At 45.1% G+C, this 20,130-nt stretch carries 19 protein-coding genes; 10 read left to right on the top strand and 9 right to left on the bottom strand.

Annotated elements, in window-relative coordinates; translation table 11 throughout:
* Positions 1–15 precede the first annotated feature (15 nt).
* Both IKW96_RS09290 and IKW96_RS09285 read right to left on the bottom strand, forming a co-directional pair.
* Positions 16–1,605, bottom strand: coding sequence for a DUF1653 domain-containing protein (locus tag IKW96_RS09290; RefSeq protein WP_296573589.1), 1,590 nt, complete (start codon positions 1,603–1,605; stop codon positions 16–18).
* 13 nt (positions 1,606–1,618) lie between these two features.
* Positions 1,619–2,221 carry a hydrolase gene (locus tag IKW96_RS09285; protein ID WP_296573586.1) on the bottom strand — a complete coding sequence of 201 codons (603 nt, stop codon included), beginning with the start codon at positions 2,219–2,221 and terminating at the stop codon, positions 1,619–1,621.
* Between the two features lie 332 nt (positions 2,222–2,553).
* Here IKW96_RS09285 and guaA point away from each other — a divergent pair, with 332 nt between their 5' ends.
* Positions 2,554–4,107 carry a glutamine-hydrolyzing GMP synthase gene (gene guaA / locus IKW96_RS09280; protein ID WP_296573584.1) on the top strand — a complete coding sequence of 518 codons (1,554 nt, stop codon included), beginning with the start codon at positions 2,554–2,556 and terminating at the stop codon, positions 4,105–4,107.
* 167 nt (positions 4,108–4,274) lie between these two features.
* Here guaA and IKW96_RS09275 read toward each other — a convergent pair whose 3' ends face one another.
* Together IKW96_RS09275 and IKW96_RS09270 are read right to left on the bottom strand one after the other, a co-directional pair.
* A complete protein-coding gene (locus IKW96_RS09275) occupies positions 4,275–4,592 on the bottom strand; it encodes a hypothetical protein (RefSeq protein WP_296573581.1) in 318 nt (105 codons plus the stop codon).
* Positions 4,561–5,046, bottom strand: coding sequence for a helix-turn-helix transcriptional regulator (locus tag IKW96_RS09270; RefSeq protein WP_296573578.1), 486 nt, complete (start codon positions 5,044–5,046; stop codon positions 4,561–4,563). The genes IKW96_RS09275 and IKW96_RS09270 overlap by 32 nt, the downstream gene beginning before the upstream one ends.
* 204 nt (positions 5,047–5,250) lie before the next feature.
* Here IKW96_RS09270 and IKW96_RS09265 point away from each other — a divergent pair, with 204 nt between their 5' ends.
* The 9 genes from IKW96_RS09265 to IKW96_RS09225 all read left to right on the top strand — a co-directional run bounded on the left by IKW96_RS09265 (position 5,251) and on the right by IKW96_RS09225 (position 14,099).
* Entirely contained in the window at positions 5,251–5,454 is a 204-nt protein-coding gene (locus IKW96_RS09265; RefSeq protein WP_117731963.1) for a MarR family transcriptional regulator, read from the top strand.
* Between the two features lie 4 nt (positions 5,455–5,458).
* The gene (locus IKW96_RS09260; protein WP_296573574.1) at positions 5,459–6,565 is read left to right on the top strand and encodes a site-specific integrase; all 1,107 of its coding nucleotides are present in this window, start codon (positions 5,459–5,461) and stop codon (positions 6,563–6,565) included.
* On the top strand, positions 6,546–6,872 hold the full coding sequence (locus IKW96_RS09255; RefSeq protein ID WP_296573571.1) for a hypothetical protein: 327 nt from the start codon (positions 6,546–6,548) through the stop codon (positions 6,870–6,872). The genes IKW96_RS09260 and IKW96_RS09255 overlap by 20 nt, the downstream gene beginning before the upstream one ends.
* Positions 6,869–8,209, top strand: coding sequence for an AAA family ATPase (locus IKW96_RS09250; RefSeq protein ID WP_296573568.1), 1,341 nt, complete (start codon positions 6,869–6,871; stop codon positions 8,207–8,209). The genes IKW96_RS09255 and IKW96_RS09250 overlap by 4 nt, the downstream gene beginning before the upstream one ends.
* A gap of 111 nt (positions 8,210–8,320) precedes the next feature.
* Complete coding sequence (locus tag IKW96_RS09245; protein ID WP_296573566.1) at positions 8,321–8,503, top strand: hypothetical protein; 183 nt, start codon at positions 8,321–8,323, stop codon at positions 8,501–8,503.
* Positions 8,504–8,933: 430 nt separating this feature from the next.
* Positions 8,934–10,133 carry a plasmid recombination protein gene (locus IKW96_RS09240; RefSeq protein ID WP_296573563.1) on the top strand — a complete coding sequence of 400 codons (1,200 nt, stop codon included), beginning with the start codon at positions 8,934–8,936 and terminating at the stop codon, positions 10,131–10,133.
* Between the two features lie 13 nt (positions 10,134–10,146).
* Positions 10,147–10,551, top strand: a complete 405-nt coding sequence (locus IKW96_RS09235; protein ID WP_296573561.1) for a hypothetical protein — start codon at positions 10,147–10,149, stop codon at positions 10,549–10,551.
* 190 nt (positions 10,552–10,741) lie between these two features.
* Complete coding sequence (locus tag IKW96_RS09230; protein WP_296573558.1) at positions 10,742–10,939, top strand: helix-turn-helix domain-containing protein; 198 nt, start codon at positions 10,742–10,744, stop codon at positions 10,937–10,939.
* Positions 10,929–14,099 (top strand): N-6 DNA methylase, encoded by a 3,171-nt coding sequence (locus tag IKW96_RS09225; protein ID WP_296573554.1) that lies wholly within the window; start codon positions 10,929–10,931, stop codon positions 14,097–14,099. Before IKW96_RS09230 ends, IKW96_RS09225 begins: the two co-directional genes overlap by 11 nt.
* 326 nt (positions 14,100–14,425) lie before the next feature.
* Here IKW96_RS09225 and IKW96_RS09220 read toward each other — a convergent pair whose 3' ends face one another.
* The 5 genes from IKW96_RS09220 to IKW96_RS09200 are packed head-to-tail and all read right to left on the bottom strand — an operon-like array spanning position 14,426 to position 19,688.
* Entirely contained in the window at positions 14,426–15,157 is a 732-nt protein-coding gene (locus tag IKW96_RS09220; protein WP_296573552.1) for a cytochrome c biogenesis protein CcdA, read from the bottom strand.
* The gene (locus IKW96_RS09215; RefSeq protein WP_296573548.1) at positions 15,138–15,923 is read right to left on the bottom strand and encodes an acyl-CoA dehydratase activase; all 786 of its coding nucleotides are present in this window, start codon (positions 15,921–15,923) and stop codon (positions 15,138–15,140) included. The genes IKW96_RS09220 and IKW96_RS09215 overlap by 20 nt, the downstream gene beginning before the upstream one ends.
* Positions 15,924–15,935: 12 nt before the next feature.
* Positions 15,936–17,246 carry a 2-hydroxyacyl-CoA dehydratase family protein gene (locus IKW96_RS09210; RefSeq protein ID WP_296573544.1) on the bottom strand — a complete coding sequence of 437 codons (1,311 nt, stop codon included), beginning with the start codon at positions 17,244–17,246 and terminating at the stop codon, positions 15,936–15,938.
* A gap of 10 nt (positions 17,247–17,256) precedes the next feature.
* Positions 17,257–18,426, bottom strand: a complete 1,170-nt coding sequence (locus IKW96_RS09205; RefSeq protein WP_296573541.1) for a 4Fe-4S binding protein — start codon at positions 18,424–18,426, stop codon at positions 17,257–17,259.
* Positions 18,423–19,688: a 2-hydroxyacyl-CoA dehydratase family protein gene (locus tag IKW96_RS09200; protein ID WP_296573537.1), complete on the bottom strand. Its 1,266-nt coding sequence runs from the start codon at positions 19,686–19,688 to the stop codon at positions 18,423–18,425. Before IKW96_RS09200 ends, IKW96_RS09205 begins: the two co-directional genes overlap by 4 nt.
* Positions 19,689–20,130: the final 442 nt, after the last annotated feature.

Genomic DNA, 20,130 nt, shown 5'->3' with positions numbered 1-20,130 from the left:
TATTATTCCTTATTGTCAGTCGATTTTTGTGAATCGCCTGGCGTCACCTGCTTTCCCGATGAACATGGACTTTGGTCTTGCCCAGACCTCGCCGTCCTTGAGAGACTTGTATACAACAAGCTCTTCCATCGTCTCGCTGTGGCGTGCTACTGCGATGAGCTCATACTCATTGCCCTTGAAGTGGCGGTACTTTCCGCCGATAACGATCTCTGTATCCTCATCGGGGACAGTCTCTTCAACTTCCGGCTGGGTATTTACGATATCATCGGCAACTATTATCATTGCTGTGTACGGTCTCATGCGGACATAGGCATTTCCGTCATCTATCCTGAGCGGCTCTGCTGTGAATACGTTCACAAGGCCTTTCATGTGGGTCTTGAAGTTGAGGTCGTACTCGTAGTCGCCGAGGTTGAGAGCAACGTAAACTGTCTGCTCGCCCTGTGTCTTCTTGAACAGAAGCTGCTGATTGGTTATCATTATACGCTCGTAATTGCCTGTTCTGAGGGCAGGATATGAGCGGTAAATGCGTCCCAGCTTTACGATATGACTGTAAAGCGACTTGTTTCCGTGCTCGGAAAGGTCATTAAGATGGAGACACGGACGGAGATTGTCGTCTGAATTGTTCTCCTTTCTGCCCTCTATGCCGTATTCGCTTCCGTAGTAAACAGAAGGTATACCTGGCATTGTGTACATGAGTGTATAAACGAGGGGCAGATGTGCATTGTTGTGGAGAGTGCTTGCAAGACGGTTGACGTCATGGTTGTCCACGAAGTTGTAGAGGTTGATATTGCGGTAGATACCGCCGTTTGCTCCAGACTGCCTGTTGATGGAATAGTCTATCTCGAAGTAGTTCTTATCGTTGTGTGACGACCATAAGCCCTTGTAGCACTCATAGTTCGTAACGCTGTCGAGCATTTCGGGATTTGCCCATCTGTTGTAGTCGCCGTGGATTATCTCGCCGACCAGCCAGAAATCAGGCTTTCTGCCCTTGCAGAAGCTCCTTATCCTCTTGAAGAAGTCAAAATCTATGCAGTCTGCGGCGTCAAAGCGTATACCGTCGATGTCAAAGGAATCTATCCAGTAGTTTATTGCGTCGATGATATGGTCGCAAACGCCGGGATTGCGGAGATTGAGCTTTACGAGGTTGTAATGACCGTTCCAGCCCTCATACCAGAACGGGTCGCCGTAGGGGCTCGGACCGCCGAAATTGAGATTCTGGAACCAGCCGCAGTACTCGGACGCCTGACCCTTTTCCTGCACGTCGATGAACTGAGGGAATCTTCTGCCTACATGATTGAAGACTCCGTCCAGTATTATGCGTATTCCGTTCTCATGGAGCCTGTCGCAGATAAAGCGGAATGAATTGTTATCGCCCAGGCGCCGGTCGATCTTCTTGTAATCAATGGTATCATAGCCATGTTCGACGGACTCAAAAACAGGTCCGAAATAGACTGCGTCCACGTTCATCTCCTTGAGATGAGGTATCCATTCGAGGATCTTGTCAAGCCGGTAGGTCACATCCTCGCTCCCGTCGTTGAACTTCGGCGCACCGCAAAAGCCGAGAGGATAGATGTGATAGATAATAGCATTATCATACCAGTTCATAATAAAAAACTCCTTACATTTTTTTATTTGAGCCTTCAAGGTAGTAAGAGGCTTCCATATCGGCCACGTTCAGTGCCAGAGCGAGCGGGTACATTTCAAGTGCCCTGCCGATGGTATTCTTGTCCTCAACTCCCGAGAAGCCCATGTGGTACCGTATTGCAAAAGCTTCCTCGCGGGTAAGACGGTTGTCTCCGTAGAAAAAGCCTGAGAGTATGTACACAGATTTTTCTCCGTGTCCATATGGTAGGGTATCATTTATTGCGAAATATGGTACTTTCTCCCACTGACCCGTTTCTTCGTTCTTTTTGTTTCTCATCTCGACGGTATAGAAATTGATCTTGCAGACGTCATGAAGGAGCGATACCAGCGCGATCGTTTCGTCTGAGTAATCCATACCGTAGAGCTCCCTGGTACGGGGGCGGGAAAGGTAATCTTTAAGGCAGTGGTACACGTTCACGCTGTGCTGAACGAGACCACCTTCATATGAACCGTGGTAGCGTGTGCTGCTGGGTGCTGTAAAGAAATCACTCTTTTCGAGGTACTCCAGGAGCTTGTCAGCTCCCTCTCGCTTGATGTTTTCTTTATATATTGAGATAAATTCTTCTTTTGGTGTCATTTGTATACTCCCTTGTTATTCGATACATATATAGTATACCACAAAATGTTATTAAATTCAATAGGTCTGTATGATTATTTTATGAATTTTAACCATAATTGGTAATACAACTTTTCAGACGGCAAAAAAATCTTCTCAAGCCCTTGAAATTTCCTCTGAAATGTGGCATAATATAAACATGGTTTTGCTTGGCAAAACCATGTTTTAATTCATAATGCGTAATTAATGTGTCGGCTTATGCCGACTGATTTGAATAACGAATTACGCATTAGGCATTATGCATTTAGAAATATGGCGTCCGCTGCCGCAAAGCGGAAGTTAAGGAGGGACTTATGTCTAACCAGCTCTGTATCGTCCTTGATTTCGGCGGTCAGTATAACCAGCTCATTGCAAGAAGAGTCCGTGAGTGCGGTGTATACTGCGAGATCAAGAGATTTGACATGCCTATCAGCGAGATCAAGGCGATGAACCCAACCGCTATCATTTTCACAGGCGGTCCCAACAGCGTTTACGACCCGAGCTCGCCCCATATCTCCGAGGAGATATTCAGCATCGGCGTGCCTGTTCTCGGTATCTGCTACGGCTGTCAGCTCGTTGCCTATACCCTCGGCGGAAAGGTCGAGAGCTGTGAAAAAAGCGAATACGGAAAGATCGAGATCACTCAGGATTCCGACAGCCTGCTGTTCAGGGACGTTCCGCAGAAGAGCGTTGTCTGGATGAGCCATACCGATTTCGTCAGCAAGCTTCCCGACGGCTTCCGCGTTACAGCCAAGTCCGACGACTGTCCCTGTGCGGCTTTTGAAGCTCCCGAAAGGAAGATATATGCCGTACAGTTCCACCCCGAGGTAACTCACAGCGAGTTCGGCAAGCAGATATTACATAATTTCCTCTACAATGTATGCGGCTGCACGGGCGACTGGGTAATGGACGACTTTATAGAGAATACAGTTGCAAGGCTCCGCGAGCAGATAGGCGACAAGAAGGTAATACTCGGCCTTTCGGGCGGAGTGGATTCCTCCGTTGCGGCAGGACTTCTCAGCCGCGCAGTAGGCAAGCAGCTCACCTGCGTGTTTGTGGATCAGGGTCTTATGCGTAAGGACGAGGGCGATTTCGTTGAGGAGACCTTTACAAAGCTCTTCGATATGAACTTTGTCCGCGTGAACTGCAAGGACAAGTTCCTTGCCGCACTTAAAGGCGTAACTGACCCCGAGCAGAAGCGTAAGATCATAGGTACGGAGTTCTACAACGTTTTCTGGGACAAGATCAGAGAACAGGGAACAGACGGCTTCTTTGCACAGGGAACAATTTATCCCGACCGTATCGAATCGGGCAGGGGCAATCAGGCAGGTCACGGAAGCACAGCTGTTATAAAAACTCACCATAATATGGTAAAAATGCCCGATGATATCAAGTTCGCAGGCACTATTGAGCCTCTTGGCGACCTTTTCAAGGACGAAGTAAGAAAGGTCGGCGAAAAGCTCGGTATCCCTCACGACCTTGTATGGCGTCAGCCATTCCCGGGACCGGGACTCGGAGTTCGTATCATCGGCGAGATAACCGAGGAGAAGATCAAGATATTGCAGGAAGCCGACGCGGTCTTCCGCGACGAGATACGCAAGAGCGGTATCGAAGAGCAGCTCAAGCAGTTCTTTGCAGTCCTTCCCGATGTTCGTACAGTCGGCGTAATGGGCGACCACCGCACATACGATCATCTTATCGCTATCCGTGCCGTAACTACCGACGATTTCATGACAGCTGACTGGGCAAGGATACCTTATGACGTGCTTGCTAAGGTCTCAAACCGCCTCTGCAACGAGGTCGAGCACGTTAACAGGGTAGTTTATGATATTACCTCGAAACCGCCAGGAACAGTGGAGTGGGAATAATGCGAACGCTTGCTAAAACGGCTTAATACCGTACTTTTTGTGGTATAGTTAAGCCGAATGGCAACGATTTGGCAACATTTTTCGATTATCGGCAACAGTATAAAAATATTTGTCTGAAAAGATAAGAGCTATCTGATTCAATAACGAATCGGATAGCTCTTTTTGTTTTATTCAAGAAACTTACAAGCTGATTCAAGTAAAGGGAAAGTATCATCACCATTCATCAGTGCTGAAAAGTCATCATAACTGATTTCCATTGGAATGATCTTACAAGCAAACATAGCACCTTCAAGCGGAAATTCTCTTATAATCCTATTTGCGCTGTCGAATTTAAGTAGAGCACTATAATGAGTCAATTCACTATCTTCATTCATAAGAATGTGCTCATTTATTTCCTGACGAAATTCTTCGTTACGATATGCGTGTATTAAGAAATCATAGGATTGAATCATTTTAATCTCCTTTTTCTTTGCGAGCAGCTTCATTCCGCTCCGCTTCCGACCTCGGATACCTGTATCTCCACTGGTCATACTCCTCACGGCTGATCTCACCGTTGCGGTATTTCTGAGCCATTTCCTCCCAGGGTTCGAGCAGACCTGTCATCTTCGCAAAGGTCGAGCCGTTCTGCCTGTTGATGCGGATACAGATCTCGTCATCCAGACGGTCGATCTTGAAACCATACAAGTCCTCCAAAGCGAACAGCGTGTGCATAAGCCCTGTGTAGCTGTCTATGTTTGGCACGTTCAGAGCCTCAGTCGATACGTCAAGTGCATCGGCAAGCTGTTCCACCAGATCAGCCTTTGGTGTGCGTGAGCCTGATTCATACTGTGCCATACGAATATCGGCTGTCCGTTCCGAGAAGCCGACCTGCAAGCCTAAGAACTTCTGCGTCATACCTCTGAGGTTTCTGATAAACCTGATCCTCTCACCTATTGCCATATTGTTGCCCTCCATTTTCAATCGGCTGACGATCTGTGCCGCCATATTTCACAAATCAATTATAACATATATGCTTAGTGTTTGTCAAGATAGTAGAAATAAAAATGTTTAGTGATTTTATACTTGACATAACGGTATATGTTTAGTATAATATAATCAGAACCTAACGATTTAGAGTTAAGTTAGAGAAAGGAGATACTCTTAATGACAGATAAAAATTTTATGAGAGTAGAAGATGTTGCCAGGGAGCTTGATGTATCCAAGTCCTATGCATATAAAATAGTGCAGAAGCTCAACAAGGAGCTTGAAGCCAAGGGATATATCACGATCTCAGGCAGAGTAAACAGACAGTACTTCCTCGAAAGAACTTGCTATGGCGGTTCTGCTGAGGACAGCGAAAGGAAGTGATACGATGTCAGTCTATAAAGACGGCAGCAAGTGGCGTGTGATCTACCGCTACACCGACAGCCGTGGAGAACGCAAGCAGACACAGAAGCGTGGTTTCTCCACAAAGAAAGAAGCTCAGGCGTGGGAGCGTGAGCAGATGAACAAAACGGAATCCAGCCTTGATATGACCTTTGAGAGCTTTTCGGAGATCTACTTCGAGGACATGAAGAAGCGTCTGAAAGACAACACATGGCACACCAAGGAGCATATCCTCCGCACAAAGCTGATCCCGTTCTTCGGGAAAAGAAAGATGTGCGACATTCAGCCTAAAGATGTGATAGCGTGGCAGAATGAAATGCTCGAAGGTTCGACCAAGACGGGCAAGCCCTACTCACCTGTGTACCTGAAAACGCTCCACAATCAGCTCAGTGCCGTGTTCAACTATGCGGTCAAGTTTTACGGACTGCCGAGCAATCCCGCAGCCAAGGCAGGCAATATGGGAAAAGCGAAGAACCGAGAGATGCTGTTCTGGACGCAGGAGGAGTACAAGAAGTTTGCAGAGGTCATGATGGACAAGCCTGTTTCTTTCTATGCCTTTGAAATGCTGTACTGGTGCGGTATCCGTGAGGGTGAACTTCTCGCCCTCACCCCTGCCGATTTCGACTTTGAGAAGCAGACGGTCTCGATCACAAAGTCCTATCAGCGTATCAAGGGACAGGATATTATCACTGATCCGAAAACACCCAAGAGCAACCGTGTCGTGAAGATGCCTGATTTTCTTTCTCAGGAGATACAGGATTTCATCGGACAGCTCTACGGTATCGGAGAACATGACCGTATGTTCATGATAACAAAGAGCTACCTTCATCACGAAATGGACAGAGGGGCGAACGAATCAGGCGTAAAGCGTATCCGTATTCATGACCTCAGACACTCGCATATCTCTCTGCTCATTGAAATGGGGTTCTCCGCCGTAGCTATCGCAGACAGGGTTGGACACGAGAGCATTGATATTACTTATCGTTATGCTCACCTTTTCCCCAGTACGCAGAACGAAATGGCGGACAGGCTCAGTGACCTGAGAAGCGATGATGCGGAGGGAGGTGATTCAGATGTCAGCGAAAAATCTTGACAGCAAGGGACGTTTCAGGGCAAGAACGATCGGTTTCCGTGTCTCGCACGAAGAAGATCAGCTGATCAATTCCGCTGTGGCTCTCTCAGGACTGACCAAGCAGGACTACATCGTGAAGCGGCTGCTGTGCCGTGATGTGGTGGTGCAGGGCAATCCGAGAGTATACAAGGCTCTGAAAAATCAGCTTGCAGAAGTCCTCGGAGAGCTGAAAAGGATTAAGAACGGCTCTGCTGTGGACGATGAGCTGCAGTCTACGATACAGCTCATTACAACAACTCTGAATGGTCTGAAAGGAGATAGAGAATGACCGAAGAAAGAGAAATGACCGCCCCTATGACCTCTGTTGGCGCAGAGGTCGGGCAGTCACCTGATTTAACACCTATTATTATACCAGATTACGGGGAGGATTTCAACCCATCAGCCGAGGAAATGTTCGAGGCGCAGATGCAGTACGAACAGGAAATGCAGGCACAGGCTCAGGTGGAGCGAGAAGCTTCACCCGGCTTTATGCAGACTGTTTCGATGCCGGAGCTTTATGAGATGGTCTATCCGGGCAAACCGTCGATCATCGACCACTTCCTCTATCCGGGAACGTACCTGTTCGTGGGAGCGCCGAAGGTCGGCAAGAGTTTTATGATGGCTCAGATCGCCTATCATGTCAGCTCAGGAACGCCGATGTGGAACTATTCCGTCCGCAAGGGTACGGTGCTGTATCTTGCATTGGAGGACGATTACCGCAGATTACAGGAGCGCCTGTATCGAATGTTCGGAACGGAGACAACACCCAATCTTTTCTTTTCAGTCGCTTCAAAGTCGCTGAATGAGGGTCTACTCGATCAGCTCGACACGTTCATGCACGAACACCCCGAAACCTCGGTTGTCATCATTGACACGTTGCAGAAAGTCCGTGAAGCGGAGGGCGACACTTACAGCTATGCCCGTGATTACGATATTATCGCAGGGCTGAAAGCGTTTGCAGACAGGACAGGCATCTGCCTGATACTCGTTCACCACACCCGCAAGCAGAAGTCCGATGATAATTTCGACCGCATCTCAGGCACGAATGGTCTGCTCGGTGCAGCGGACGGAGCGTTCATCATGTATAAGAATAAACGCTCTGACGGTGATGCCACGATAGAGGTATCAGGGCGAGATCAGCCGGACAAGAAGTTCATGCTCAGCCGAAATAAAGAAACGCTGTGCTGGGAACTGAGCGGTGAGAAGTCTCCCGAATACACAGAGCCGCCTGAACCTGTGCTTGAAGCTATCGGCAATTTCATCAATGCAGACAATCCGACTTGGGAGGGTACGGCGACCGAGCTGATCGAAAAGCTGGAGCTTGACATCAAGCCGAATGCCCTGTCGCTGAAACTGAATGTCAACGCAGGAAAGCTGTATAATCTTTACTTCGTGCAGTATAGCAATAAGCGGACACACAAAGCAAAGCTGATTCAGCTCCGCTATGATGCTGATCACCCGATTGTTATCTCGCCTGAACCTGAAAAAGAAGAAACCGAAAAAGGAATAGATGGTGTTCCTGTCGTTAAAGGAGAACTTATCATCAGCGCCGACACGGTCGATGATATTGCAGGTGAAGATTATGACCGAGCTTATCAGCAGATGATCGACAATGCTTTAGCGTGACGATGTGCGTCGATGCGTCGATGGTTTGAGGGGTGTATAAAACATCGTCACCACCGACGCACATCGACGCAGAAACAACACGATGGAATTTTGAGGAAGGAGGTGAGTTATATGGTCGATATGGAAAAGGTAAAAGCGCTGACTTCTATCCTTGAAGAAAGAAGCGGTCTTGATATTCGTGAAGCTGTTGCTCGCAACATTCACTACCTCGATGGATATGAGAGCTATCTCTATAAAAAGGAGATAGAATATCTGCTCGAAACTCTCGATGTCGAGGAGGAGCCGCCGTTCTGATTCTTATGATCTCGGAGTGAGTTTTTTACAAAATCCGAGCAGAGATTTTTACAGAAAATATCATTTCCAATATGGTGTTTTTCAAAAAATGTAGTGCAGATTTATGAATAAATGTACCCACATTTTCGGCTGCTCCGACAGCCGTTCTTCTCCCGTAAGGGATAGCCCCGCAGGGCGGAGTAGTTCTTGTGGCGGTCTGATGCTGCCGCAAGTACTACGGAGTTACAAGCGGCGCTCTGCACCGTTGTAACCGCTGCTCCGCAGCTTTTTCCCTGCGACCATCTCTTGTGTCGTTCAGGGGAAATTGCCCGTCAGGGCTGGCGATAGCCCTTCCGCCTTAGCGGTCAAGAAAGGAGTTGATGCCTATGATTTTTTGATTGGATTTCGTAGAGATAGAGAAGTAAATCCAATGAACAAGAAAGGCAAAACTATGAAACAGAAAAGAATCTCATTCGGTCAGGGAAAGGGTTCTCTGACTCACAACAATAGAGAGTTCATGGCGGACAATGTTGATCCGCTCCGCACTCCGCAAAACATCACCTTCGTGCGTCAGCCGATAGACGAAGCATACGATCAGCTTTTTGCTGAATCCACCGAGCGTTACAATGCCAAACAGAAGCGTAACGACCGTAAGGTTCACGGCAGCTACTACGAACACCTTTTTGGCGTGAAGCCCTGCAACACTGTCCGCACTGCTGCCGACAAGCGCAAGAGCTTTTATGAGGACGTTGTTCAGATCGGCAAGAAGGAAGATTCGGGGTACGGCACTGAGGACTTTCAGCTCGTTGCCGACTGCCTGAAAGAGTACATGGAAGGTTTCCAGAATCGCAATCCGAACTTTTACGTTTTTAACGCTGTCCTGCACATGGACGAGGCAACGCCGCACCTGCACATCGACTACATTCCTGTCGGTCACTACAAGCGAGGACAGGACGTTCAGAACGGTATCGCCCAGGCTCTGAAAGAAATGGGGTACGGCGAAGGAAAAATGGCTATCGCCAAGTGGAGAGCTGCCGAGGTCGAAGTGCTGTACAAAATCTGCCTTGAACACGGTATCCAGCCTCTCGCTCCCGAAAAGGCAAGAGGGACGGTTGAGATACCTGAGTATAAGGAACAGCGCCGTCAGGCAGATGAACTGGCAGAGCAGAATGCTCAGGTCGAAGCGGAGCTTGTGGAAAAACGTGAAACACTCAAAGCGGTCAAGGAGAAAACCGCTAAACTTGCGGAGATAGATAGCATCGAAACAGGTAAGACTGTATTCGGCGGTAAGGTCACGGTGTCGCAGGAGGATTGGCAGAACATTACCGACCTTGCAAAGAAGGAAGTAGCAACGCAGAAACAGACAAAGAAACTTCGTAAGGAACGTGATGAAGCTGTACGGGAGCGTGACGAACTGAAAGCTAAGCTATCAGCGGTTTCCTCGGAGCTTGCCGCTTACAAGAAAACCGAGGAGCAAAAGGGACTTTTCACCCGTGATCAGCTGAAAAAAGAAGCAAAGCGAATCAGCCGTGAGGATGAGCTGTCGCGTGAACTGAAAAAGGCAAAGGCTTTTATTTCTGCCTGCGGACTGAGTTCCGATTATCAGCAGTACAAGTACAACAGCACTACAAGAAAGAATGTGCTGGAATAAGGAGGAAAAAACTATGATTATCAGAAGCAAAGACAAGGTTCAGATCAACGGAAAGAACAAGCCCGTATGGGTTCTCGACACCGATGCCATGACCGTCACCCACAACATACCCGATGCCGAGCCGAGCGTGACAACATTCAGCTCCAACCACATCAAGTATCATCTGCACTATTCGGCGGAGTACCGTCCTGCAAGGCTGAAGAAGCTCGTCAACGACGGCACGATACTCAGCTACCTGACCGAGCTTGACCGTTCCGTGACAGATGCCATTGAACGGCAGGTCGAAAAGATGCTTGAAAATGATATTGAGTATCTCAGAGCTGTGGCGGTCGGTGACCTCGCAAAAGCAAGAGGTCTGGAAAACATGGATCGCCTGTGTGCGAGAGAGCCGATATATGCAACTATGGTGTATGTTTGAGTAGACAATGCAATGGGGGTACTGACCGTATCCCCCCATTGTTAATATGTCCTTTAAAATACCATTAAGTTCTTAAAAGTCATTTATAATGCCCGTTATTTCTTAAAATTCCGTAAAACGCCAGAAAAGTCTTGCATTTTTCTTTGAATGGTGTTATAATAACTATAGTTAAGCTACAGAGGTGTATTATATGTCAGACGAAATGATGACTGTCTCGCAAGCGGCAGAATATTTAAAGGTTTGTAATAAAACCATATTGCGTTTAATAAATACAAAAAAGATTACTGCGTCAAAAGTTGGAAATCGTTGGCGCATTAAGAATACTGATATAGACAAGTATATTAGGGATACTGCAAATAGTTCTGATAGAGGTGATAATGATGAGTGAGGAATTGATTCAGCGTAATCTTGTTGATTCTCCTGAAAAGATGGGAGATTGGAATTTTTACAACATCGGAGCTACAACACTAAAAGCTCTGAAAAGTGCCAAGATTATCCCCGATCATGACTATGATGAGTACGAAAAGAAAAAACCTGATGCTTTGATAGTCAAAAAGCCTATTGTAATCGCAGCCATCGAGTATAAAACTCCCCAGCAGTTACGCACACAAAAGCAGATTGAAAAGGCAATTGCTCAAGAACTCGGTACTGCAAGAGCATTAAATGCTAAAATATACATCATTACTGATGGCAAAAAATCTATTTGGGTAAATCCTAAGACGGGTAATGAAATCACTCAGGAAGACGGAAGCAATATCACTTTAAATTTTGATAAGAATAGCACAGATTGTATAAACTTAATCAACAAGATAACTGCGTCCATAACATCAGATAATGATCAAATCAAACCACCCTCTGCTGTAGATCCGCTGCCTTTAGCACAGAAAGTCTGGCAGGATTTATGGGCTGTTTCCGGTGCGACACCAGAAAACTGTCTTTACACATTTGTTGAGATATTCATCTTTAAATACCTCAGTGATTTAGGCGTTCTTCAGGGAGTTCACTCTTTCTACAGCCTATTATCTCAGTATGGCAGTAATACTGACGATGATGTTCTCGATTTTTACGCTCAAACAATCCGTGTCAAGATTAAACAGTTGTTCCCGTGGAATCCTAAAGACAAGACCACAATTATCAACGGCACTATCTTTGTTTCAAAAGATGATAAGGCTGTTTCGGGGTATGCCACAGTCTTCAGACGTATTCTTAATCGCTTTAATGATTTCGGTACTCTTGAAAACATTGACTATGACTTCAAGAGTAAACTGTTTGAAACATTCCTTAAGGAATCAATAAGCAAGAAGAACTGGGGACAGTATTTTACACCTTTAAAAGTTGTTCGTGCTATTGTTAACATGGTAGAGCTTTCAACTGGAATGAAAGTGTGCGATCCGGCTTGTGGAGTTGGTAAATTCCTGCTTGAACCTATTCTTCATGATCTGCATAAATACTTTAAGGTTGAGAATGGGGTACTTTCTCCTCAGATTTCCTTGTCAGGATTTGATAAGGGCTTTGATAAGGAAGAACAGAAGACAATTATACTTGCCAAAGCAAATATGCTGATTTATATGTCAAGCATGATCAAAGAAAACCCTGGCATTACCGAGCAATTCTCTGAATTGTTTAATAAAACATTTTTCTTGCAGACTAATACGATTCTCGGTACATTGGCTCAGCCTATAAAAGAAGAATACGATTTGATACTTACAAATCCGCCTTATGTTATGAGCGGAAGTAGCAATCTGAAAGAAGAAATCTCCAAGCAAGATGAATTAAAGGCTCACTATACTATCAGTGCTATGGGTATAGAAGGTTTATTCATGGAATGGATTGTTCGTGCTCTTAAGCCTAATGGTAAAGCATTTATTGTTGTTCCTGATGGCATAATGAATCGTAGTAACGATAAGAAACTCAGGGATTTTATATTAGAGAATTGTATAATAGATGCTGTAATCTCCTTGCCTTTGAATACGTTCTTTACGACCAATAAGAAAACATATATTTTAGCTCTTACAAAGAAAGAACCTATTAGCGTCAACGGTACACCAACATTGGAGAAACAGACTACTCCAGTATTTACCTATCTGTGTTCTGAGATTGGCGAGACCCGTGATGTATATCGCTTCGACATTGAGCAGAATGATTTAGAAGTCGCATCAGATTTGTTCAATATGTTCAAGGGAGCTAAAAGCAAATTTAAATCTGAGGATAAGCGCTGTAAGATTGTTGATATCAAAGACTTTTATGAAGGATCTCACTGGTGTGTTGAACGTTGGTGGACACATGAAGAAAGAATTAATCTTGGCATTGAAGAACGTGAATCATCAATAAGCTTATCTAATTTTATTTCATTTATATCTGATGTGTCAGATTCTATTCTTGAGTTCCAAGAACCGCTAAAAGAGCTTGAAAAAAAAAACGTGAATGACGGACAAATAGCAACTGTAAAAATAGGAGATGATTCTTGTTTTCAGTTGGTAACATCTTCGATTGGGAAAAACAATACCATTCTCTCCTCGCTTAACACAAATAATGAAGATGATATTCCTGTTTTTTCAGCAAGCAAATATCCGGTCGCATATATTGAAAGGATTGAATCTAAAGTACCAATAGATGCTTCGGAAGCATTTCCAATCTTGTCTGTTGCTACAAATGGAGATGGATCTGCTGGCAGAAACTTCATCCTTCATACAAAACCATTCTATATTAATACTGATAGAATTGCCATACGATCCGTTAATAATTCTATTGTTATTGAATTTGTTTTGGCAATGCTTAGGGATATTAAGTCAAAATATGGTTTCAATCATGCGCATAAAGCTAACGCCCGAAACCTAAGACCGATAGAAATAACCATTCCTACAAATTCAGAGGGCATTTTTGATGTAAACAAGCAAAAAGATATAGTTGAAATTTATCATTATTATGACGAATTAATTGAGACTTTAAAATGCCATAAGAATACAGTGGATAATTTGAAAGTTGAACTAGATTTAGATTGCTATACTATGACTCGTTTTAAATTACCATTACTGTTCTCCACAACAAAGGGATTAGCAAAATACACTAAGAAGTATGGAAATACTAATAGTGGAGAATATCCCGTATATTCTGCTTCGAGTTTTGCACCATTGACATATATTAACACCTATGATTATAACGGAAAATATATGACATGGTCAACAAATGGGTTTGCTGGCACTATACTCATACTTGATGGAAAATTTTCAATCAATGGTGACAGAGGAATTTTAGTTCCAAGAGACGGAAGAACGGACCTTGATTTCGATTATATGAAATTCACGTTAGAGCCTATTTTCCGTGATATGGCAAAAGGACGTAAAGGCGATAATGGAGAAGATGAGTTCACCAAGCTCTATCCTTCAATGTTAGATGACGTAATGGTACCTGTTCCTGTTGATAAAGACGGAAATATAGATTTAAATGCACAGAAAGAGATAGCTGCGAAGTATTTGGCGGTTGAACAATGCAAGAAAGACATTGCCGAAAAACTTCAAGCGCTAATTGATCAGAAAGTCAACATTTAAAGTTTCACTTTCAGCTTCTTCCGGCAACACAATGGCAACAAAAAATCAGATACTCCAAATCTGACAGACAACTGAGATAATAGAGATACCACGAGCGATAAAACTTAACTCAAACTGGTTAAGATTACGGTTCAAGGAGCGAGTGGGAATAATAACCTTCTCAGAACAAATGACTTGGATACGCCGTTTGTATCACCACTGACAGGCTCTTGATACTAAACAAAACCCTGACTGATTTTACAGAGTAATTTCAGTCAGGGTTTTGTTTAATTTCTGAGTCCGTACAGAGCATCATTTCTCTGATATGTGAAAAAATGTAGTAACATTCATGCAATTTTAATGACCTCTTTTACGAGACCTATAGAAAATAACACTATCAGCAGGATATAGCAGCCAAGTCTGAACCAAGTAAGATACTGTGGTATCTCTTTATTCATTCTCTTTGCAAGGGCACCTGAGATAAGCATTATGAAAAGCACAGGAGAAATCGTGCTTGCAAGAGCAAATACAGCACCGAGAATTGCCGCAAAACCGACAGGCAGAGTCGCTGCATAGCCCGTTATAAGTATCAGCGGCGCACAGGGCGATATACCATAGCCGAAGCCCATGCCTATCAGAGCCGCGTGATGTGTTTTATCTGCTGTAAGCTTTTCAGCTTTGTCTGTCTTGCAGCTCTTACAGCTTTTACAGTTGTGGACGCCTTTTCTTTCTCTTATCCAGCCTATAAGGAACCATATTCCCATAGCAAGCATAACAGCGTCAACTATAAGTGCAGCTTTTATACCGAATACTCGTCCGTCATCGTCTATAACGCTTGAACCGACCAGTGAAGCTGCACAGCAAAGCAGTATCACTGCAAGGAATTTTCCGAAAAAGAAATCAAGAAACGCTTTGACAGATTGCTTGATGTTCTTCGTATGAGTTGTGAGATAACCATACAGTGCCGCACTTATTCCCGAGCCGCAGCAGGTACCGCAGCCCATTCCGACGGAAGCCGCCGCTGTCATGCTCTCTATCAGTACCGAAAAGCCCATAGGATCAACCTCTTTCGCTGGCAATTAGCGCGGCGCCTATTGCACCGTTGAACTGCGGATAATCAGCTACGAACACATCTCTCATAAGCTCTTCCTCGAAGGCTTTATGGAGACCTATATTCAGGGAGCCTCCTCCTGTCATAAGGATATCTCCGTCCTTCTCGGACTTCTTCATCATCTTTACGATACGTCTTGCCATTGAGATATGCATACCTGCAAGTATATCACGGCGGTCATACTTTCTTGCAACAAGCGATATGACCTCGGACTGCGCGAAAACAACACAGGTACTGTTGATATCACATGGATTTGTAGCTTCCAGTGAAAGAGGACCCACGTTGTCGATGGTAGTTTCAAGTATCTGTGCTATGACTTCCATGAACTTGCCTGTTCCTGCGGCGCATTTGTCATTCATACTGAAATTTTTCACTGCATATTTGCTGTCGAGATAAATTATCTTGGAGTCCTGACCGCCGATGTCGATTATCATTCCTGGGCGGTAGTCCTTTGGCGCAGTAAGGCGCACACCATATGCGTGAGCGGTTATCTCCGAGATATCGTCGTCAGCTACTTCAAGCACCTTGCGGCTGTAGCCTGTCGCCATTATATAGCCTATATCCGATGGCGTTATGCCATTGTTGTCACAAAGCTCACGGACGAGCTTACGTGCGGTACCGTCATTGTCTATTCCCGTATTCCGCACCATAGTGTCAATGACTTTATTATTTCCGATAAGAGCGGCTTTAAGATAAGTGGAGCCGCCGTCAAGTCCTATGTAGTATTTTCCCATTGTCTTTACTCCTTAAAGCTCCCTGCGTATATTTGTATTCTTTTCAACTGGCTGGCGAAGCTTGATAAGCTCAATGAAAGCTTCAATACGTATGCGAAGCTGTTCGACATCTTCCTCGTTGTAGTCGCTTTCAAGGCGTATAACTGGTATATCCAGCTTTCCGAGCTCGTCCTCGATACGCTTGTACTCAAAATCGTATACGAGACAGCCGCGCAGAACGTGGTAGATAACACCCTGTATCTGATTCTCCTTTATCAGCTGTTTCAGACGGTATATACGCTGACTGTTGTCGGCAAAGGTCGGACACGGACACGGACGGAGGGAGCGGTTCGCAAGAGCTCTCATCATACCGTCAAAGCTGTTATCGGTTATCACGGGAGGATCCCACATACCGCGCTCGCCCATGCAGGTCTCGTCACCTGCGACAATACCGCCCATTTCTTCAATAAGAAGCGGTATCTTCATGTTCGGGAACACTATGGGAGAGCCTGTCAGAAGTATTCTCGGCAGTTTCTTTGCGGTCACCTTCTCACCCTTCACTGCACGGAGACTGAGGGACATATTTACGCTTCTGAGGGCATCTGCCCATTTATCCGCAGGCATATATCCGTAAGCGTTCATTATAGTCATAGCGTGAGTGCCTCTTATAAGGTAGGGGCTCTGTCTTTTCAGCTTTATAAACTCTGAAAGCTCATACTGTGCCCGTCCGACTTTATAGAATGCAGCTGAAAGGGAATCGTAGGTTATCTTATTTCCTGTGATGCTTTCAAGCCTTTCCGCAAGGTCGTAAAGCTGATCCACAAATTCGTCAATATCGTCATCGTTCTTGGTAGTAGGCACGTGCATGGTCATAACGTCACAGTAATCGCCGAGCATTCCTGCTATTTTCTTTTTGCAGTCACAGGTGACAGGAACAATCATCATGGAGCAGTTCTCATAAACTGGCATGAGTCCCGTATGCTTGAAGCCTGCCACCGCCTTTACCAGCGGACAGGCGTCACGGGGAGCGATATCGTCGCCTATGAAAAATGCCGTGTAATTGCCGCTGCAAAGCTTTACAGGAACAGCTCCTGCAGCGTATATAAGCTCCTGCGGCACCATGACGCAGTAAGTGCCTATGGTCTTTTGTCTCTGGGGAATATCCACACCGTGCATATCAACATATATATGCTCCAGAACGTCGAGAAAAGCTTTCATTCCTTCGGGAGCTCCCGGAAGCTCCTCAATACGGCGCAGGTATTTTTCCGAAGTCTGCGTTTCCTTATTTATGAAACGCTTGTCCTGACGAGCTTTTCGCTCCTGATCTCTTGATATTGTTATCATGGTTCTCACCTCAATGATCTTTCGGAGCATAGCCCGACATTACATTTTTCCTTGAAGCGGTATACAGCTTCTTTCCTGCAACTGTCAGGGAAAGCGCATTGTCCTCGGGACAGCATTTTACGCACTCTCCGCACATAATGCAGTTGGCTTCGGTAACGTCTGCTTTTTCTCTTTCGGTGTATATGGTCTTTATTCCCATGGGACAGGCTTCATAGCAGGCTCCGCATTCGGTGCAGGTTGTGCAGTCCTTCTTTATGCGGAACAGCGATACCTTGTGAAAAAGTCCCACAAGATATCCGAGAGGACAGACGTTGCAGAAAAGCCTGCGCTTGAAGAAGCTGCCTATGAGAATGAATATCATAAGGAATCCGCTGACATAAAGGCTCACTCCGAGACCTGCAAGTATGGGCGATACAGTTATCGCAGGGCAGAAATCACAGAAATTTCCGCCTATGAAGCAAAGACCGATAAACAGCAGTATCATGAACCATTTTATAGGCTTGAACGCCGAATACATCTTTTCATTGGCAGATATGCCCTTGGTTTTTGTCTTTTTGCGTATCTTGTCCATGATGTCCTGTATAAGTCCCATAGGACACAGAAAGCCGCACATGGCGCGTCCGAGCAATATCGTAAAGAGCAGTGTGCTTACAAAAAAGATTATGATATTCTTTATGGGAAGAGTAAAAAGCACGTTCAGATGTGACAGGAAATAGCAGCTTGCTTCTGTCGGCTGAACTGTGTTGGCAGGACATGAAAACACAGGTATGCTGATGTTCTCATTCCTGAGTCCGGACAGCAGTCCGCCCCATATCATAAAAACAGTAAATGCTGTCATTAATGCCCAGCGAATCATCATAAACAGCGACAGCTTCTGCTTCGGAGCTTTTCCCGCGCCTCTGACGCTGTATCTGTTTGCATATACGGAGCTGTTCCTTCCCTTGCTCATCAGTTTTTTTCTGATACACACTATCAGAACTATACCGAGAGCAGAAACGGCGAATATGATGAAAAGCGGTGCAACAGTCTTTATGTACTCAGATGAAAATATCTTTTTCAGACTTGTAGCGTAGCTGCCCTCTCCGAATTTATAAAAAGGCAGATATGCGGCAAAATAAGCGAGCGCAAGTAAAACGGCACATATAATGCCTGCAGCTATAATACGTTTTTTCTTTCTCATTTTGCTTTTCTCACCTCTTTGTAGCGGTTCTGCGTGAGCATTTCCGAGAAAGCTTCAAGGCGTATCCTGAGCTGTTCAACGTCCTGATACTGATAATCTGTCTCAAGTCTGAACACGGGTATATTGTACTTTGAGAAAAGCGCTTCAAAGCGTTCAAGCTCAAAGTCGTATTCTATCTGTCCCTTGAGAACATGGTATACCACGCCCTCGATATCGCGATTTCTGACAAGACGGGAAATATATTCAAAAAGGGCATTGTTCCTTACAAATGCAGATGAAGCGTCCCTGTCATACCATAACGAAGCAATATTTCTTATCATGCTTTCGCAGCTGCCGGACAGACTGTTTCTTTCGTGCAGGACCTCATGCTTCAATGCTGAGCAGTCGATGGTATCCAGCAGGGTCAGGCCGACATCATGAACAAGAAACGGAATCTTGTAATTGGGGAAAGCTATGGGGGAGCCCATTATGACAACATTCGGTCTGTTGTTTCCCGCATTGACGTAACGGCTTGCCATGTCAGTGACATTGGCGGTGAGAAGCTGTACATGATACGTCCATTCATCAAGATTTGCGGTGCGGTAATAGCTGTCCTGAACGAGCAGTCGTGCATCATCGCAGATTATATCGGAACGTCCTCGGGAAACATTGAGAAAAGTCGATAATGCACAGCGGGCCTTGGATACTCTTAAAGCAGCCGCTTCTATATTGTCTTTTTTTATACGTTTCCTTGTATGAGCAGAGATAGTTTCCACCATGTCCATCATCTGGCGCTGCCATTTTTCTTTGGCCCTGTCATCACTACGGTCAGGCGGAACGTCCACAAGACATATTTTTCTTCCCTCAGCCTTGAGCTGATATGCGATCTTTCTCATGCTGTCGCTCGTGATCGGAATAATAAAAAGGGATTCTGAAAAATCTGCTCCGTCAGGCTGGTGGATATATCCGAGGATAGAACGGCTCACGGGATCTGTATCCCGGGGCACAAGCTCGTCCGACCATGCAGCCGAGCCGAGACTTCCGCCGATAAGCCAGTAGGGTTCCGTTCCTGCCGCCATAACGAGCTCCTCGGGTATGCCAGTTCCGAGGATAACAACTGAGGGGCGCTGCTGAGATTTGGTTTTGCTGCTTGACCATGTATATTCGGTATCGAGGAAATACTTGATTTCAGGAAGGTATTTTTCCTGATGTGACATTATGCTGTTGAGGGTGTCGCTGTATTCGCCTGCATATACACCGGTCCTGTCGTTTTTTCTTATCATTTCGATCACGTTCCCTTTTGTACAAGACTTGATGTTGAGATATTATATAAAACGGCAGTCATATTTCCTTAACAGAAGCTTTTTGCGGAGATATGAGAGCTGTTTATTGCATTGTATGTATTGAAGCGGTTCAATACACTTTTGTGTCATAGATCTCACCTGTGCTGAAACTGCTTTGTATTCCTTATTTAGTGTAATATCCTGCATTGATGAAGTTGAAAAAAGCATATTATGATAAAAAGCTGATCGTATGCAGAAAAGCAAGGTGCTATGATACTTAAAGTTTATCGGCGCGCACATATTACTGAAAGTATTGTAATAAATAAGCTCAAAGAAGTATATCAATTATTTGGCGTTTTTATCAAAAATCAGATGCAAACAAAACATCACAACATTTGACTGTAAAGCGCAATAACCGCCGATTTATAAGCTAAGGAGAGGG

Origin of the sequence: Ruminococcus sp. (assembly GCF_017549005.1) — a bacterium.
In the GTDB taxonomy this organism is placed as follows: Bacteria; Bacillota; Clostridia; order Oscillospirales; family Ruminococcaceae; genus Ruminococcus.
The sequence above is the reverse complement of the archived record's forward strand: the minus strand, read 5'-3'. Positions and strand labels throughout refer to the sequence as shown.

What these genes read in the sequence shown, in the direction of transcription:
- IKW96_RS09290 (WP_296573589.1), bottom strand. Translation starts at nt 1,605, where the DNA reads ATGAACTGGTATGATAATGCTATTATCTATCACATCTATCCTCTCGGC.
- IKW96_RS09285 (WP_296573586.1), bottom strand. Translation starts at nt 2,221, where the DNA reads ATGACACCAAAAGAAGAATTTATCTCAATATATAAAGAAAACATCAAG.
- guaA (WP_296573584.1), top strand. Translation starts at nt 2,554, where the DNA reads ATGTCTAACCAGCTCTGTATCGTCCTTGATTTCGGCGGTCAGTATAAC.
- IKW96_RS09275 (WP_296573581.1), bottom strand. Translation starts at nt 4,592, where the DNA reads ATGAAGCTGCTCGCAAAGAAAAAGGAGATTAAAATGATTCAATCCTAT.
- IKW96_RS09270 (WP_296573578.1), bottom strand. Translation starts at nt 5,046, where the DNA reads ATGGCAATAGGTGAGAGGATCAGGTTTATCAGAAACCTCAGAGGTATG.
- IKW96_RS09265 (WP_117731963.1), top strand. Translation starts at nt 5,251, where the DNA reads ATGACAGATAAAAATTTTATGAGAGTAGAAGATGTTGCCAGGGAGCTT.
- IKW96_RS09260 (WP_296573574.1), top strand. Translation starts at nt 5,459, where the DNA reads ATGTCAGTCTATAAAGACGGCAGCAAGTGGCGTGTGATCTACCGCTAC.
- IKW96_RS09255 (WP_296573571.1), top strand. Translation starts at nt 6,546, where the DNA reads ATGTCAGCGAAAAATCTTGACAGCAAGGGACGTTTCAGGGCAAGAACG.
- IKW96_RS09250 (WP_296573568.1), top strand. Translation starts at nt 6,869, where the DNA reads ATGACCGAAGAAAGAGAAATGACCGCCCCTATGACCTCTGTTGGCGCA.
- IKW96_RS09245 (WP_296573566.1), top strand. Translation starts at nt 8,321, where the DNA reads ATGGTCGATATGGAAAAGGTAAAAGCGCTGACTTCTATCCTTGAAGAA.
- IKW96_RS09240 (WP_296573563.1), top strand. Translation starts at nt 8,934, where the DNA reads ATGAAACAGAAAAGAATCTCATTCGGTCAGGGAAAGGGTTCTCTGACT.
- IKW96_RS09235 (WP_296573561.1), top strand. Translation starts at nt 10,147, where the DNA reads ATGATTATCAGAAGCAAAGACAAGGTTCAGATCAACGGAAAGAACAAG.
- IKW96_RS09230 (WP_296573558.1), top strand. Translation starts at nt 10,742, where the DNA reads ATGTCAGACGAAATGATGACTGTCTCGCAAGCGGCAGAATATTTAAAG.
- IKW96_RS09225 (WP_296573554.1), top strand. Translation starts at nt 10,929, where the DNA reads ATGATGAGTGAGGAATTGATTCAGCGTAATCTTGTTGATTCTCCTGAA.
- IKW96_RS09215 (WP_296573548.1), bottom strand. Translation starts at nt 15,923, where the DNA reads ATGGGAAAATACTACATAGGACTTGACGGCGGCTCCACTTATCTTAAA.
- IKW96_RS09210 (WP_296573544.1), bottom strand. Translation starts at nt 17,246, where the DNA reads ATGATAACAATATCAAGAGATCAGGAGCGAAAAGCTCGTCAGGACAAG.
- IKW96_RS09205 (WP_296573541.1), bottom strand. Translation starts at nt 18,426, where the DNA reads ATGAGAAAGAAAAAACGTATTATAGCTGCAGGCATTATATGTGCCGTT.
- IKW96_RS09200 (WP_296573537.1), bottom strand. Translation starts at nt 19,688, where the DNA reads ATGATAAGAAAAAACGACAGGACCGGTGTATATGCAGGCGAATACAGC.